We start from the raw sequence: 15,927 nt of genomic DNA, 5'->3' as shown, positions 1-15,927 counted from the left end.
CGGCAAACCCTCTCGGGCTTTTTTTCTTGTGGGAATCCGGGCGCGACCACAGTGGACGCTTCAGTGATATTCGCGGGGAATCAGGCTCTGCAACTGCAAGGCCAGGAAGTCGGCATCGAACGGATAGATGTCCGCTTCCTTGAGGCCGTTGGTCTTGCGCCACTGCCAATCGCCAGTTCCCGGCACACCCACCAGCGAAACGCTACCATGCCGGGCCGCCGTATGGCCCATGACCGCGATGGAAATCGTGCCGCCAGTGCCCATGACTTCCGGGACAAATTCCATCACCCTGCCGGCGATCTGGATCGTCAGCTTCTGGGTCTTGAAGGGCGATACTTCCACCGCCAGGTTGGGGCCGAAAGCCACGTAGGCTTCGCGCTGGGTTTCCAGCAGGTTCGGGCTCTTTACCGGGGCCAGCCACTGTTCCATGCGATCGAACAACTCGACGATACGCGCCGTCCAGTGTGCCGATTGCTTTTCAAACAGTTGCTTCTTGTGTGTTTCAGTCTCGGCGTAGTGCCGAAGCATTTCCCCCAGTTGCTGTACACCATTCATTGGAGCGCTCCGTGGGTGAACCTGAATCGAAGGCCCGATCATGGCAGATCGCACCGCGGGATGTGCGATTAACTCGACCGGGCACTGTCGAACGCCGCCAGATCAGTGTTCAGGCTGGCCGACGAAACCGCGCCATGTTCAGGGTATTCACCAGACCACCGTCGCGAATCGCATAATCACGCATCACGCCCTCATCCTCGAAACCGAACTTGCGATACAGACCCTGGGCGGCGACGTTATCGGCATACACCGTCAACTCGACCCGGTGCAGGTTCATCCAGTTATCGGCCACATCCAGCACGGCAGCCAGCAGTTTCGAACCGACGCCCTTGCCCTGCCAGGCGCTTGCCACGCCCATGCCGATGGTGCCGGCGTGGCTGCGGCGCACACGAGCGTATTGTTCCAGGGAGCAACTGCCGATCACCACACCCTGATGCAGCGCCACCAACGAGAGCAAGCGTTCATTGTCCTGGCGCTGGAGCAGCCGCTGACGCCAGACTTCGGCAGACTGAAACGGCATTTGCAGTACCTGGCGGCAAACGGCGGGTTCGTTATAGAGAGCCGTTATGCCGTCGATATGGGCTTCGCGGAAACGCTCGATGACGATGGAGGTGGTGTCGGCTGGCATCGTTTTTTTATCCATAAAAATAACAAGGCCAGCCAGTGTAGAGTGATTCGCGGCAAGCTGGCAAAGCCTGCTCCGGCAGTCAGACTTTCGCCATCCCCAAGGCCACCTTCACTCAAGATTCTGAATGGAAAACGCCATCAGAGTCGAGTAACAGGATAGGCGGGGTTGGGTGAAGGGGACGAATGCCGCACATCCAAGATGCCGGGAAAGATGGTCTGAACACCGTCAGCCAATGACTCAACTCTATCGCCTTCCGTTCTTCCCGTTGGTGTCAAGGGGTATTCCACGTGAGGCCTGGACTCAAAATCCAGACCGTTTCACAATTGATCCGCACCATCTCATTCCGGGACCGAACACCTAGGGGCGGCGTGACGTGTTTTAGCACCTCACGACAATGGCAATCAGTTGATGTGAGCCCTCCACGCTGGACTTTTGCAGAAAAGGACTAAACTGCGATCAGTTTGGTTGGCGTTGCCATCTCGATACTAACCTTTCAGCTCGTATTTACGGAAAGTAAGGTAACAACTTATTTTAAGTGCCTTGCTCAACCAAACCAACAATTTTTTCATGATAGTTGTTACTGAAGCCGCAGGGCAGCTCGGTCGCCTAGTAATTGAGAAGCCTCTACGCACGGAATCCGCGTCAAGAATCCTCGCGGTAATTTGCGATCTAGCGAAGGTTGCCGAGCTATCGATTTTCTACAATGACGGGCTTGGCCGATGCCCAACTGATTGACTTAGTTGAGGACATCAACTATCAGTTGTTTGCTTTCACAGGGGGAAATGGGCATTCGTTTTCTCAAAACCGCGATGACCTATCTATTCGATCGGTTTGCTATTTTTTATGTTCGGTCTAGGCTTGGTGCTCACCGGTCATACCGCTATAGCTCCAATCGTGTCCATCTCTGACGGCATCTACATGATTATTAGCCTGGCATCGTTCACAGTAAACGTTCTGAAGAACGTGAAAGCTAGTGCCGGTCGAGAGCGATCTGGTAGGGTAGTGGGCGACCCTCAGAGGTTTACAACCATCCTTACAAATATAAAGGGGTATCAGAAATGACGAAAAAAGTAGATGTCGTTAAGGTCAAGAGTCCATCGGGCTGGGCACCAAACCCGCATCATGCGGTGGAAGAAGAAAAAACAGAAAGTCTCCTGTTTGAATGCCACACCCAAGAAGAGGCTATGAAATGGGCATTGAAATTTGGATTCGCGATCAATGTACATCGTGAGCGCAATAGAAAACCGACGGATAAGCACGGTCAGTTTAGGAAGCCATAAAACTATTATCAGGCTGAAGTGCAAGCAGGTTTTCCCCCGAAGAGGTCAGTGAGAATAGCACAACTCTCACTGACCGCCTTGCCCCTCAGCGCGACAGCATAAAGGTTTCGTACTCCAGGTCATCCAGCGCGGTCGACAGGCGCGCCAACCCCAGCAGCACGCACGCCAGCAGCGAAAAGGTGAACCCGTAACCGAAGAAACTCGGCCCCAGGTAGAGGCTGAGAAAGGTCAAGGCGGCGTTGAGCACGACGAACAACAGGCACAGTTCCAACACGATCGCCCGTTTGTCGAGGTAGAAAAACACGTTGAGAATCGCCATGAACACCACCTGGATGCTCACCCCGATCAGGTCGATGTAGAACAGCGGCAAGTAGTAGCTGGACATGCCCAGCCACTCCAGCAGGCGCGGACCGAACAGGAACAGCAGGACCACCGTCAGCCCCTGGACCTTGCAGATTTCCAGCAGGCCCTGGCGAATCGAGAAGGTCATTTCGGCTTTCAACGAAGCGATATGGCGCAAGGTCTCGCCATCACGCACCGCGCGGAACAGGCGGTCGTACCATTCGGCGAAGTCGGTTTCGATCCGCACCAGGAACACCGCCATCCCGGGAATGATCGCCAGGTAGGCGAGGAAGATCGGCAAGTCATAGAGAATCGAGGCGCGCATCGGTCCGATCACCTGGCTCGAGGTGTCCGGGTTGAACCAGAAGATCAACTTGTCGATCCAGATCCCCAAGTTGTAGCAGAGCCCGGTGAGCAGCAGGCTGACAAATACCTGGCGCCGATCGAGGAAGTCGAAGGCCACCAGTTTCTCGGCGCGGTACTCACGCAGGATGTCGTAGAGAAACAGGAACAGCAGTGTGCTGTGGCCGAGCAACAACGCCAGCAGCAAGCCTTCCATCCCCAGGTAACGCAGGAAGAACGCGCTGCCGACCATCAGCGCATAACCCGCCAGCATCACCAGCAGGATGCGGTTATAGGCCTTCATCCCGGAGAGGAAGATGATCACCAGCCACAAGTTGCAGAGCACCACGAAGTTGGCCAGCGTCAGCAACCGGTAGACCAGCGGCTGGTCGAACAGCGTGGCCAACAGGATGATGCCCAGCAGCCCGGAGCCCAGGGTCACCAGCAGCAGCACGCCGACCAGGTTCGGCAGGATCTGCTCGTACTTGCGCTCGAACAGGCGGTCGGAGACGAAACGGGTGAAAAACAGCTGCAACCCGCCGGTGAGGATCAGCGACGTGGCCATCAGGTAGGTCACCGTGATCAGGAACTGGCGGATCAACACATCCGGGACCACCAGCCCAAGGCTGATGACCCCCACCAGCATCACGCTGAGAATCGACAGGACCCAGGGGCCGGAACTGATCAGGCCGGCGTAGACATACGCGTGCAGCGTCGCCGTGTAGGAGTCGCGCGAGAGAATCTTGCGCAGTTCGAAACCGATGCCGGCCATTTACACAGTCCCCATGGCAGCGTGATAAAGCGTGCGATAACGGTCGATCATCAAGGTCTCGCTGTAGTAACGGTGAACCCGCAGCAAACCCGCGGCCTGGGCCGACTTCCAGCGCTCGGGGCTGCGCAGCAGATCGGTGATCGCCAGGGACGTGGCCTGTGGATCAGCGATTGCCACCACCTCCCCGGCCAGCCCGAGATCACGGTCGGCCGCGGTGCCGCCCTCGATCAGTTCGCGGCAGGAGCCGACGTCGCTGCTCACCACCGGCGTGCCGGCGGCCCAGGCTTCGAGAATCACCAGGGGCTGCGCCTCGCTGATCGAGGTCAGGACCATCAGGCCCAGTTGCGGCAGGATCTCCTGGATTTTCTGGAAGCCGAGGAACAGCACCTGTTTTTCCAGGCCCAGACTGGCCACCAGGCTGCGACACTCGGCGACGTATTCGGGGTCTTCCTCTTCCGGCCCGACAATCCAGCCCTCGACCTGCGGCATCACGCTGACCACCCCGCGCATGGCGCGCAGGAAGGTCTTCACATCCTTGATCGGCACGACCCGACCGATCAGCCCGACCACCGGCGCGATCCCTGCGGCACGGGCGTTGAGGGCCTGGGTCCAGAGCTCCAGGTTGATGCCGTTGGGGATCACCTGGGTACGCGCCGGCGGCGCGCCGTCCTTGATCTGCCGCTGGCGGTTGCCATCGTACAAGGCAATGATCTGGTCGGCGCTCTCGTACACCAGATGGCCGATGCGTTCGAAGAAGCGCACCCAGAGCATGCGGATATAACCGGTGCCGGTAGCCATGCTGTCGTTGAGCGCCTGGTTGTTGCTTTCGGCGATCCAACTGGCCTGGGCCAGGTCGATCTTGCGCTCCTTGGTGTAGATCCCATGCTCGCTCAACAGCAACTGGCAACCCCACAACTGCTTGAGGATGCAGCCCACAAGCCCCGCATAACCGGTGGAAATCGAGTGCAGGACCCGTGCTCGCGGCATCCGTCGGGCGGCATCGGCCAGCATCAGCAGTGGCGACTGCATGGTGCGCAGGGTCCAGAAATAATTGACGAAGGACGGATCGGCGCAATGCTGCTCATAACCTTCGGTCAGGGCCTCCCAGCTGGGGCGGCTATAGAGCACATCGTCCAGGGTAATCCGCCCCTGGGCCAGGGCGTCGAGCACGCCAAAGCCCAGCTCGGCGGGCGGCTTCTCGGGGTTGTGCAGATAGCGGTAGAGATTGCTCAGCTCTTCGAGGGACGCGCTGTGCGCGACCCGCTTGCGCTTCGGATTACGCCAGGCTTCCTCCAGGTACACCTCTTCGATATGCACCACGTTCGCCGGGATCTCATAGCGCCGCTGACCATAGGCTTCACGCTGGCCACCGATGAACAGCACCGAAAAGGTCAGTTGCGGCAACCCGAGGATCAGTTGGTGAATCCAGCCGGATACACCGCCGCGTACATAGGGCCAGGTACCTTCGAGCAGCAGGCAGACATCGGCGATTGGCGTTGGATTGGCGGGCTTTTTCATGTCCAGGTCCTTACCAGCCCGGCAAAGGGCGGGCGTTGTTGCAGCTCCGGCGGCAGGCTTTTCAACAGCCCGGGAATCTCGCTATAGCGTCCCGTTTCAAAGGCAATTTCAGCGCTGAACGGCAGGACTTTGGCCGGGTCCATGCCCGCCTGCTCGGCCTGGTGCATATGCAGGCGCGCCTTGCCGATATCGCCGCGTTCCAGGGCAATACGCCCGGCCAGCAGCAGCAACTCACCGCCCTCACCCGCTTTCAGCGCCAGCTCGGCATGCTCGCCGGCTTGGCCGAGGACGTGCTGCTGGACGCTGCCCTGGGCCAGGCCCAGGTAGGCCAGCTCCCAGTACCAGCGAGCCAGCGTGGCGTGCAAGGCCCCGGCCTTCTGTGCGGGCGCGCCGGGCAACTGCGCGAGGGATGACTGGATACGCAGGTTGATATCGCTTTCCTGCTTGTCGAGCATCGAATACGCCAGCAGACGGACATCGTCGCTCGGATCGCCCAGGGCCAGCTTGAGAATCGGCACCGCTTCCTTGCCCGGCATCCGTCGAGTGGCGAGCAGTGCCGCCAGGCGCTGGTCCGGGTCCGACGCATGGCGCAACACATCCTGCAGGCCACTGTCGCCGAAGGTTGGTGAATGCAGCTGGATCTGCGCCCGAAACGGCAGGTCGGGAATGCCCACTGCCTGCCACATCTGCATCTCGCGCTTGCGTGGCAGGTACAGGGCCGGAAAGATCGCCGCGACCACTCCCACGGCACCGATCAGCGGCACAAAAAACGCCAGGCTGAAGATAAACAACGGGCTCCATGGCAACGGCGCGCGGTAACGCGCCGGCAGCAACAGCCACACCGCCGCGGTCAACAGGCCGCAGGCGATGCCATGGGTCATGGTGTACAGGAGCGCGATCTGCGGGTCGGGCAGGCGGGTCGTCAGACTGGCCCAGCTCCCGGCTTCGAAAAACAGCGCCCCGCTAAACAGCCACTTGCTGAACATTCAGGCCACACTCGTTATGCAGGAAGTTACGCAGCCCGTCCCGTTGCCGGGCCGACTCCAGATCGTAAGGCAAGACATTGACCCCAAGGCCGGACAGCTCCACGCTCATGCCGAAGTGTTCGTGGATCAGCTTGCCCAGACGCATCAGATAACCTTGGGCGCCCTCGGCGCTGGTCAGCGGCAGCAGTACCAGCAACAACGCATGCCCGCGGTTGTTGGCCAGGGTCAGGTGCAGGTCCAGTCCACGCTGGCTGCGTTCGAACAGCCGGGCCAGCTCATCGTTGCTCCGGGTCAGCTCGAAGGCATAGAGGCAGCCGGACAAACCGTGCCGCTCGACATCCAGCAACGAACGCTTGAGCTGGTGGGTGAAGTGCTGGGCGTCGGCATCCTCCAGTTGCAGCACCTGCGGGTCGTGGTGCAGCAGATCGGCAATATGCCCGGCCAGCAAGGCCAGCAGACTGAGGGTCCGTTCCTGGAAGGCAAAGAACGGCATCTGCCGGACCGCGAGGATTGCCAGCATCCGGCCCTCGGTATCCAGCAGCGGAATGCACGCCTGCAACGACGACACCGAGGCTTGGCCGCCAGCGTCGATCAGCTCTTCGCGCACGCTCACCAGTTCTTCGCGCTCCAGGCACAACTTGACCAGCAGGTCCTGGTTGTCCAGAGGCCCCATGACCCCGGTGGAGGCCAACAGGGTCAAGCTCGGTGCGGCGTCGCGCGGCGAGTCCAGACGGTACAGCCCGGCCACCCGCAACGAACCGTACTGGCCGAGCAAGGTCAGCACCGGTTCGGCCAGCAACGACAGCGAATCTTCGCCATTGGGCGCGGCACGCAGGCGCTCACGCAGGCCCAGCAACGAGCTGCGCAGGCTCTGGTCGCTGCCCGCCAGGCGCTGCTCCAGGCGATCGTGGGAGACCCGCAGTATCTGGTGCGCCCGGGTGAAATCGTCGAGCCGGTACTGGCGATACTCGTTGGCCATCTGCAAGCGCAACAGGCGCCGTTCCCACAGATCCCGCACTTCACCTACCAGCATCCCGCAGACCAGCACGCCGACAATGTAGGACGGCGCGATCTGCGCGTAGCCTTGCAGTCCCGACTGGCGCAGGACGAAGAACGTCGCCACCAGCAGGCTGGCACTGATCAGGCCACGGACAAAGCCGTAACGGACCCCCAGCAACAGCGGCGCCAATAGCGACCAGGGAAACCCGCCGCGTACCTGCAACGGGTCTTCAGGGGTCAGCCAGAGACCGAAGCCGATGACCAGCGCGGTCACCAGGAAGGTTTCCAGCCAAGACGCCGGACCGCTGGCGCGCGGAGCCAGCGCGTAGTCCATGTGTGGAGAGTTCATCGCAGTCACTCGATCCGCAGGCCGCCGACAAGCTTGTCGAGGACCTTCTGGGCCGCGCCGGCCAGGCTTTCGCGGGACCAGCCGGCGCGGGCACCGCTATTGCTCCAGAGGACCTTGCCGGTGCCGGCTTCGACCACCCGCAGGCTGATACCCACCGCCGGTTCGCCATCCAGGCCGTTCTTGTACTGCCACTCTTCGACGCTGCCGGACACCACATAGTCGAGCTTCTGCTCACGGGCCCAGTCCATTGCCCCGGCGAGGCGCTCGTTATCGTCGAGCAGGGCCTGTTCGCCCTGCCCTGGCGCGCCGGCATAGACCTGCGGTTGCAGGCCACGGCTGCTCAACACGCTGAGCAGGATCTGCTCGCCGCGCTCACCGGCTTGTGGCGTCTGGGAATAGTTGACCAGCGGTAACACCCCCCAACGGGCCTTGCTCGACAGTTCCGGACTGTTTTGGCCGGTAAAGCTGCTGCAACCGGCCATCAACACGGCGACCATCGCCAGACTCACGCAACGAATCGTTTGCATAAGGTTAACTCCTCTTTGAATTCCATGATCAGCGTCCAAAACGCACGCTGTAACTGACGCCCGCAGTACCGCCAGACTTGCCTGTGCCGCCTTGCGGCGCCGACTGGTAGCCGAAGGTCACTGCCAATTCGTCATTGCCCAATACCTCGGTACCGACACCGGTACTGACGGCGTAGTTGATGGTGTTATCGGTCCACTGCCAGCCCGTGCTGAGATCCACCAGCCAGGTGTACTGCCCGCGCGTGCGGTTCAGTGCGCCGGGGAAACCGCGCCGCCAGGAACTGCCGAAGAACCACTGGCCGTACTGTTTCTGCAGCAAGGTCTGGCTGGTGATCTGACTCGGATCGTCAAGTTCGAGCCCGGCCAGGTCGATGCCCCCGCCCAGGGTATTGGCCAGATTGGCCAGTGAGCGGTTGTTCAAGCTGTTCTGCTGGTAGTCGATACCGCTGCGCAGCTCCCAGTTCGGCCCTTCGAACTGCAAGGTGTGGTCAAACTCGATCTTCAGTGCCTGGCCCTTGCCCAGATCATCGCCGCCGCGGGTCGCGAACCAGCGCTGGGCCAGGTTCCAGGACAACTGGTCACGAGCCGAGTAGCGATGCCGTCCGCCGGCCCAGAGATCATCCTGGCGGCCGAACGCGCGCATCAACCCGCTGTCCTCGTTCTTGCGGTGCCAGTCGGCACCGGCATCCAGCTCGTTGCCGCTGTCCACCTGCCAGGTCCGGCTGACACCGAGCCCATTGCGGTCATCGTCCTGGCGCAGGCTGCTGTCGAAGATCAGCTTGTAATTGCCACCCTCCAGTTGCCGCTGCAAGGTCAGCTCGGTATTGGTCTCGCTGCCCAACCGCGACGGCTCCAGGGTCTCGCCACTGTATCGACCCTGCTCCAGCACCAGCTTGGCGTACCAGTTGTCGTTCAGATAACGCGCGCTGGTCAGCCGTGGACCGTTGAATACCAGTCCACCGTAGTCCTGATGTTCCCAGGCGAGCAGCACGCCCTGCGGGGTGCGCTCGGTCATTTCAATGGCCTGGCGGCGCAATTGCTCACGGATCGCCGGCGGCTGATCGTCACCCAGTGCCGACAGGTCCACGGCCAGGGCTTCAGCGCCGCGTCCCAGGCTATTGAGCGCCTCGACCTGCTGCGCCGGATCCAGCTCGCCGCTGCTCACCAGGTGTTCCAATGCGGCCCGATTGCTGCCGCGCAGGGCTTCCTGGATCTGCTCGTAGCCATTGATCTTCAGGCCACGGCTACGGGCCCAGGCCAGCCAGTCGTCTTTCTGCGCCGACTGATTGAGGTTATCCAGGCGTGCCAACAACTGGTCGAACCACAGTTGCAGCATCGGTTTGGAGCCATCCCGCCATTGCATTGCCTGGTTCAGCGCCTTGCGCGACGAATAGCTGCTGGCCAGCAGGCGTAACCAGGTGCTGTAGCCCTGCGGGGTGGCGCGAATCTGCTCCGGCGTCACCTCGCGGTCGAGCTTGAGCCGCAAGCGCTGGGCCGACTCGGCGTAACCGGCGCCTTCCAGCGCATCGGCATAGGCCGCCTGGACCATCCAGTCCCCGGCGTTGGCTTGCAGGTAGAGGCGATACCAGGCCAGGGCCTCGGTGTTGCGCCCGACCAACTGGCTGGCGGCGGCAAACGGCAGCCACAAGCTGCTGTCGCTACGGGCCAGGGCACGCCATTGCTGCAGCAACGGCTTGATCTCGCTGCTACGGCCCAGGTCGACGTACAGCCACAGCAGGCGCTCACGGAAGGTATTGTCATCCGGGAAACGGCTCAATCCCAGGCGATACAGGCGCAAGGCCTCCTCGCTCTGCCCTTGCTGCACGGCCAGCGCACCACGGGCCGCCAGCACCTGGGACCGCTCGGAAGCCTCCGGGTACTGCTCGGCATCCTTGAGCAGATCGATCACCAGCGGCCAGTCCTGAAGTTCCTGGGCCAGTTGCAAGGCGGCCACCAGCCGTTGCGGGGCGTGGCCCTGCTTCCAGCTGTCGACGGTCAACTGCAAGGCCTTGCGTGGATCCCGGGTTCGATAGAGAGCAATCAGCTCACTCTCGTCGCCGGTATTGAGCGAGCCCTTGATGGCGAGCATTTTCTCCAGCGCGAGCCGCAGCTCGTCGTCCAGCTCCAGGTCCCAGGCCAGCGCCGCGCGGGATTGCCAATAGTCGAGATCATTGATCTTGTTGCCATCGACCGCCGTGATCACCTTCCAGGCCGACGGGCTGTCAAACAGCTTGAGGTGGTTGTTGGCCCAGTCCACGCGCTCGGTACTGCTCAGCGGGAAACCTTTGGCGAAGCTCTGCCAGACGTCCAGGCGCGCCGTGTATTGCTCGGTGTTTTCCAGGTTCTGCAACAGCCGGACCCAGGCCAGGCGATGTTTCGGATACTTGGCGACATAACGACGCAACCAGGCTTCAGCCTGCTCGGGAGTGCCACGTGACTCTTCGGCGTACACCAGGGCATCCAGCTCGACATTGGTCAGTGCTCGCGTGTCCATGATCCCCGCCAGCACCGGAATACCCCGATCGAAGTCGTAGGTCTGCATCGCCAGGCGCCAGGTGTGCTCGAATTCAGCAGGGTTGTCGCGCAGTTTGCTCAGGGCGATCCAGTAGCCCAGCGCGGCTGCCGAGTCGTCCTGCCATTCGGCGATATGGGCCATCTGCTCCAGCAACGCCGGATCGTCCGGGCGCTGTTCGAGCAGTTGCAAGCCCGCCGCGTGCGCCCCCGGCAGATCGCCGAAGGCCAGGCGCTGCTTGAACTCCTTGGCCAGCACTTGCGGGCTGTCGGGCTGCAATTTGCGCCATTCGCTAAAAAACTGCTCAGCCAGGTCGGTACGGTTATGCGCCACCGCCACATCGACGCCCAGGTCAAGCAGCGCCGGATCGAATTGGCCATCCGGTTGCGCGAGCAACTCCCTGGCCAGCAGCTCGGCCGCCTGATCGCCTCGATCAGCGGCTACCAGGCCCTCGAAGGCGGCCTGGAGGAACTGGCGCCGCTCTTCGGGTTTCTGGCTACTTGCAAGCAGCTCGATATAGAGATCCGCCGCCCGTCCGGGCTGTTCACTGGCCAGGTACCATTTCGCCGCTTCGGTCAGCCATTGGTCATGCTGTCGCGGATCGCGGCGCGCCAGTTCGGCATAGCTATCCGCGGCCAGGCCCGGTGCCTGGGCGCTCAGGGCCAACGGCGCCAGGTGTTCGAGTTGGGGCGTTGGCAACGACTTGTAGTCGAAGGCCTTGAAACGTTCGGCCAGCGCCTGCAATGCCGGGCTATCGCTGCTGTTGTTCAATGCCAGGGCATCGAGTTGCAGCCGATAATAGGTTTGCAGGGTCGAATCGGCTTGCGGCCAATCAGCCAGATGCTTTTCGGCGCGTGGGTATTCACCCAGCTGGATCAGCAGGTCGAGCAACTGGGTTCGCAGCTCGCTGTTCTGCGGGTGCGCCGCCAGCAGCACCTCGGCGTAGCTGGCCGAAACCTCGTCCGGCGCGCCACCCTTGGGACGAAAGGCTTCTTCATTATGAAAGGTCGCCCACAGCAGCACGCCGACGGCGATCGCCACCAGCAGCAGCGCCCAGGGATTGAGCAGCCGCGTGCTTTTAGCCTTAGTTGCAGAGGAGTTGGGCATCGCTCACCTGCTTCAGCGGAAGTTGGAAATGCCACAGGCCTTGTTCGGACCGGCCCGCGTAATGTTGCCCGTCAACCTCGACCCGGCAGGCGCCGGCCGAGCGTACCGAAAACTCCAGGTTGAATTCGCCGGCGAAGGCGAAGGTCACCTGCCGGTCATTCACATACCGCCAGTCAAGCAAGGGAATATTCGCCAGCTCCAGCGCCGGGCGCGGATCACGCTCAGGGCGCAGGGCCAGCAGCGCGCGGTCGCTACTCAGCGCCACATAGCGGCCCTGGGGCAGATCACGGACACCGGCCACGCCCTGGGAGCGGCCGAGGTCCGGCCAGCCGAGTGCCGGATCCAGGCGCAGGGTGCGCAAGCCATCCATCCCGCGCACCTGCCAGTCCCCCTCGCCGGTGCGGGCCAGGCTGGCCTGGTACAGACCGTGAAGCCGATCCAGGTAATCGCTCATCCATAACGACATCGGTTGCTGGCCGCGCATGAACTGGTAGATGTCGGTCATGGCCTTGATCGATGCCTGCTTGGTCCCCGAATAGAAGTGGTAATACAGATGAATGCCGCGCAGGCGTCGTGGGCTGTCGGTCAACTCGAAGGTATCGATCACATCGCGAAAACCGTAGTACGGCCCCTTCCACAGGTTGGTGTACATATTCTCGTTGATCACCGGCGCGTAGTACTGCAAGCCGCCCGCGGTGGGACGCAACAAGGGATACAGGCCGGTCAGCGACGGATTGGCCTTGGTCAGGATGGTCTGGCCACCGTTGACGTTCTTCAGCCCGGCGTCATAGGCCAGCTTGATGGTTTCCGCGCTTGGCAACGCATCACCCGGCCAGAAGATCATCTTCACCGGCTTTTTCGCGGTGGTCAGACGGCTATTGATGTAGTCCCGCGAGCCAACGATCTCGCGCTGGTAGTCGAGGGTCTTGTAGCCCGGGATATTCAGCCGCAAGCCGTATTCGGCATGGAAATCTTCGTCCTGCCTGGCCTTGTCCGGCTGCATATAGAACGGATGGCTGTAGGTGTGGGTCGCCACTTCGACCTTGGGATCGGCAAAGATCTCCTGAGCGATCGGTTCCAGCTCCCGGGCCAGGAAAGGCGACATGCCCTTGGGCCCGACCTCGCCTTCAATGATCGACACCGAGGTCAGGAACGGATTGGGACGAATGTAGTCGGCCAGCACCTGGCGCCCGGAATACGGCGTGCCGCGCACTTCGGCGTGGGACGGAAAACCATCGCCATCGATATGCACCGTGGCGATCCGCCGGCCATTTTCGGTAGTGCTGTCCGGGCGTGGCTGGGCCGGCAGGCGCAAGGCTTTCTGGATGAACGCGAACGGATCGAGAATCCAGCGGGTCCGTTCGACGTTGGCTTCCACGACATAGGGTGCCAGGGCCATGCCGCCCCAGTCGCCGGTGACCACGGGGGCGAACTTGCCGCCCTTGCCGTCACCCAGCAACAAGCCCGGTTGCGGTCCGCCGGGCAGCAGCGTCACCCGGGTCAACTCGCGGCTGCGTGGGACCACTGGCGCCTCAAAGGCACCGAGCAGCGCCTTGTCCTGGCTGAGTACCTGCAAGGTATCGCGATCCCCCGGCGCGGCGAGGTTCAGGCCCAGGCGCTTGAGCAGCGAGCGGTCTTCGATCGGCAGGCCGGCCATGATCGCCAGGGGGACCTGTTCATCCAGGCGCTTGCCGATCCAGCTATAAAAGGCACGACTGTCTTGCGGCGGGCCGCTGGTCATCCACACCACCACCCCGGCGTACAAACCGGCGAAGCTGTAGGACGGCAAGCTGTCGTCGACCGGCAGGTAATCCACCCGATAACCCAGGTATTCCAACAGGCCTCCGAGCATCCGGTGGCCGGCGTGATCATAGAGTTCACCTTCACGCGGGTCATAGAGCATGGCGATACGCCGCGGCTGCACCTCCACGGTGCTCATGCTGATGGCATTGAGGTCCGGGGTCGTGACCACCGGGATAAAGCCTTCCTGGCTCAACTGACGGACCAGTTTGCGGGCTTCTTCACGCCGCGTGGACGGCAGGTAGTCGATGGCCACCAGCGGGATATTCCGCGCCCGCAGCGGTTTGAGCTCACCTTCAAGCCAGTTGCGGTCGGACTCGGACACCGGGCGATAACGCTTGGCCGAGGCATCCCAACCGGCATGGATCGATTCGACGGCGACGGCCGAGGCTACGTCATCGAGCTCAGCCAGTACCTCGAAGCCGCGATTGAAGAACAGCTTGAGGTCTAGCTGGCGACGGTGCAGCTCGCGCAGAAACGCTACCAGCGCCTTGCGCTGCGGTTCGCGGTTGGCTTCGGGGAGCAATTGAAAGCTGTCGAGGGTATCGAGGAACAGGCCGGCATAGCCCTGCTCCTGCAACGCTTTGGCGCGCTTGAACAGATGTTCCCGCCAGGCCGGCGTGGCGATGTCCATGACCTGGCTGTCCCAGGCCTTGTTACGGATGCTGCTGGCGCCCTGTGTCAGCGCTTCCTTGTCCAGGGCGGCACGGTCGCCGTCGAACTCACCCACCGACAGGTAGGCGAATGGCTGGCTGCCGAGTTTGCGCAAGGTGGCAACATCGGCACCGGTCATATGGCCGGGTTCGACCACGGCCCATTCGAACTGTGCCAACTCCTGCAAGGGCGGCTGCTCGGCGTACCAGAATCCGACGCTGGCGGGAGCCGCCGGAGCGGCCTGTAACGCTGAATTCGTTACACACAATGCCAACGCGGCGAACAGACGCCGCACCATTTTACAGACGCGCGCCCTGGAAAACTCGATTTTCATAACTCACTCTTTAGTAGATCAATCCGCGCAACATCAGACTACCGGCGCCACGCAATCGGGCGCCTGCAAGGCGATGCAACTAAAGACTGCGATAGAGGCGTGCCAAACCGTCGGCCATGGCGGTCGACGCCCCTAGCTCAAAGCGTTCGCACAAACGGCGGTTGTCCGCCTTGGAGTGCCGGATGTCTCCGGAGCGGGCCGGGGCATGACTCAGGTTCAGGGACTTGCCGCTGATCTGTTCCAGGGCGGCAATCAGGTCATTGAGCGTAGTCACGCCACCGAGCCCGACATTGGTGGCATCGACGGGAGGCTGCGCACATTCGAGACCCTGGACGAGGATCTTAACCAGGTCTTCGACATAGACAAAATCGCGGGTTTGCCCACCGTCGCCGAACACCGTGATCGGCCGTGCGGCTTTCGCCCGCTCGCTGAAAATGCTGATGACTCCGGAGTACGGCGATGACGGGTCCTGGCGCGGCCCGAAAATATTGAAGAAGCGCAGGATCACCGGCTCCAGTCCATGCTGGCGGCGATAGAAATCCAGGTAGTGCTCGCTGGCGAGTTTGTCCGCCGCATAGGGTGTCAGGGGGGATTTGGGCGTGTCTTCAGCAATCGCGGTGCCCTCCCCGTTATTGCCATACACCGCCGCGCTGGAGGCAAACACCACACGCCGGATACCGGCGGCGAGCATCGCCTCGCAAACCCGCAGGGTGCCAATGAAATTGCTCTGGTGGGTGCGTACCGGATCTTCGACCGAGGCCTGGACCGAGGCCACGGCGGCCAGGTGCACCACCGCACTGCAACCCTGCATGGCTTCAGCCAGGACGGCGGCATCGGCGACATCACCGATCACCAGCTTCAGGGAGGCATTGTTCATCGGCAGGTTACTCACCTTACCGCTGGACAGATCGTCCAGGACCCGAACGGCATGGCCTTTGGCCAATAACGCATCCACAAGATGAGAGCCAATGAAGCCGGCGCCCCCTGTAACCAGTATCCGTTCGGCAGACATAAATCATCCCAAGAGAAAATGTGGCGCAATCTTCATCGTCTGATGCTGGCACTGCTGGAAGGGAGCCGCGGCTATTCGCCTTGATGGCTGATCTTTCCTGCGCCGCCCGCTCTCTTTTAAGGGCTGTGTCGCCTTTTCATGGAGAGTCTTCAGAACGATGGCGTCAAAAAAACATGAGTAAAGTCAATTACTCAGGCACGCCATAGTGGG

11 protein-coding genes are annotated in these 15,927 nt (G+C 61.7%); 1 reads left to right on the top strand and 10 read right to left on the bottom strand.

Going from position 1 to position 15,927, the window contains the following annotated elements; genetic code table 11:
* Window positions 1-60 precede the first annotated feature (60 nt).
* Window positions 61-555 carry a hypothetical protein gene (locus M5B42_RS17235; RefSeq protein WP_248746517.1) on the bottom strand — a complete coding sequence of 165 codons (495 nt, stop codon included), beginning with the start codon at window positions 553-555 and terminating at the stop codon, window positions 61-63.
* A 109-nt stretch (window positions 556-664) separates the two neighbouring features.
* A complete protein-coding gene (locus M5B42_RS17230; RefSeq protein WP_248746516.1) occupies window positions 665-1,183 on the bottom strand; it encodes a GNAT family N-acetyltransferase in 519 nt (172 codons plus the stop codon).
* Window positions 1,184-2,241: 1,058 nt separating this feature from the next.
* Between M5B42_RS17230 and M5B42_RS17225 the strand changes: the two genes are divergently transcribed.
* Entirely contained in the window at window positions 2,242-2,463 is a 222-nt protein-coding gene (locus tag M5B42_RS17225; protein ID WP_248746515.1) for a hypothetical protein, read from the top strand.
* An 85-nt stretch (window positions 2,464-2,548) separates the two neighbouring features.
* On the opposite strand, the gene pelG is transcribed toward M5B42_RS17225, so the two are convergent.
* The 8 genes from pelG to M5B42_RS17185 form a co-directional block, all read right to left on the bottom strand.
* The gene (gene pelG, locus M5B42_RS17220; RefSeq protein WP_248746514.1) at window positions 2,549-3,919 is read right to left on the bottom strand and encodes an exopolysaccharide Pel transporter PelG; all 1,371 of its coding nucleotides are present in this window, start codon (window positions 3,917-3,919) and stop codon (window positions 2,549-2,551) included.
* Window positions 3,920-5,437 carry a GT4 family glycosyltransferase PelF gene (pelF, locus tag M5B42_RS17215; protein WP_103494082.1) on the bottom strand — a complete coding sequence of 506 codons (1,518 nt, stop codon included), beginning with the start codon at window positions 5,435-5,437 and terminating at the stop codon, window positions 3,920-3,922.
* Window positions 5,434-6,423: a HEAT repeat domain-containing protein gene (locus tag M5B42_RS17210; protein ID WP_152738925.1), complete on the bottom strand. Its 990-nt coding sequence runs from the start codon at window positions 6,421-6,423 to the stop codon at window positions 5,434-5,436. The genes pelF and M5B42_RS17210 overlap by 4 nt, the downstream gene beginning before the upstream one ends.
* A complete protein-coding gene (locus tag M5B42_RS17205; RefSeq protein ID WP_248746513.1) occupies window positions 6,401-7,771 on the bottom strand; it encodes a PelD GGDEF domain-containing protein in 1,371 nt (456 codons plus the stop codon). Before M5B42_RS17205 ends, M5B42_RS17210 begins: the two co-directional genes overlap by 23 nt.
* 5 nt (window positions 7,772-7,776) lie before the next feature.
* Window positions 7,777-8,298: a penicillin-binding protein activator LpoB gene (locus M5B42_RS17200; protein ID WP_177098967.1), complete on the bottom strand. Its 522-nt coding sequence runs from the start codon at window positions 8,296-8,298 to the stop codon at window positions 7,777-7,779.
* Window positions 8,299-8,326: 28 nt separating this feature from the next.
* A complete protein-coding gene (locus M5B42_RS17195) occupies window positions 8,327-11,917 on the bottom strand; it encodes a tetratricopeptide repeat protein (RefSeq protein ID WP_248746512.1) in 3,591 nt (1,196 codons plus the stop codon).
* Window positions 11,895-14,705, bottom strand: a complete 2,811-nt coding sequence (locus M5B42_RS17190; protein WP_248746511.1) for a bifunctional glycoside hydrolase 114/ polysaccharide deacetylase family protein — start codon at window positions 14,703-14,705, stop codon at window positions 11,895-11,897. Before M5B42_RS17190 ends, M5B42_RS17195 begins: the two co-directional genes overlap by 23 nt.
* A gap of 79 nt (window positions 14,706-14,784) precedes the next feature.
* Entirely contained in the window at window positions 14,785-15,717 is a 933-nt protein-coding gene (locus M5B42_RS17185) for an NAD-dependent epimerase/dehydratase family protein (RefSeq protein ID WP_248746510.1), read from the bottom strand.
* Window positions 15,718-15,927 lie beyond the last annotated feature (210 nt).

It is taken from the genome of Pseudomonas sp. MWU12-2037, assembly GCF_023242345.1.
GTDB lineage: Bacteria > Pseudomonadota > Gammaproteobacteria > Pseudomonadales > Pseudomonadaceae > Aquipseudomonas > Aquipseudomonas gingeri_D.
The sequence above is the reverse complement of the archived record's forward strand: the minus strand, read 5'-3'. Positions and strand labels throughout refer to the sequence as shown.

What these genes read in the sequence shown, in the direction of transcription:
- M5B42_RS17190 (WP_248746511.1), bottom strand. Translation starts at nt 14,705, where the DNA reads ATGAAAATCGAGTTTTCCAGGGCGCGCGTCTGTAAAATGGTGCGGCGT.
- M5B42_RS17205 (WP_248746513.1), bottom strand. Translation starts at nt 7,771, where the DNA reads ATGAACTCTCCACACATGGACTACGCGCTGGCTCCGCGCGCCAGCGGT.
- M5B42_RS17200 (WP_177098967.1), bottom strand. Translation starts at nt 8,298, where the DNA reads ATGCAAACGATTCGTTGCGTGAGTCTGGCGATGGTCGCCGTGTTGATG.
- M5B42_RS17210 (WP_152738925.1), bottom strand. Translation starts at nt 6,423, where the DNA reads ATGTTCAGCAAGTGGCTGTTTAGCGGGGCGCTGTTTTTCGAAGCCGGG.
- M5B42_RS17235 (WP_248746517.1), bottom strand. Translation starts at nt 555, where the DNA reads ATGAATGGTGTACAGCAACTGGGGGAAATGCTTCGGCACTACGCCGAG.
- pelF (WP_103494082.1), bottom strand. Translation starts at nt 5,437, where the DNA reads ATGAAAAAGCCCGCCAATCCAACGCCAATCGCCGATGTCTGCCTGCTG.
- M5B42_RS17230 (WP_248746516.1), bottom strand. Translation starts at nt 1,183, where the DNA reads ATGCCAGCCGACACCACCTCCATCGTCATCGAGCGTTTCCGCGAAGCC.
- M5B42_RS17185 (WP_248746510.1), bottom strand. Translation starts at nt 15,717, where the DNA reads ATGTCTGCCGAACGGATACTGGTTACAGGGGGCGCCGGCTTCATTGGC.
- M5B42_RS17195 (WP_248746512.1), bottom strand. Translation starts at nt 11,917, where the DNA reads ATGCCCAACTCCTCTGCAACTAAGGCTAAAAGCACGCGGCTGCTCAAT.
- pelG (WP_248746514.1), bottom strand. Translation starts at nt 3,919, where the DNA reads ATGGCCGGCATCGGTTTCGAACTGCGCAAGATTCTCTCGCGCGACTCC.
- M5B42_RS17225 (WP_248746515.1), top strand. Translation starts at nt 2,242, where the DNA reads ATGACGAAAAAAGTAGATGTCGTTAAGGTCAAGAGTCCATCGGGCTGG.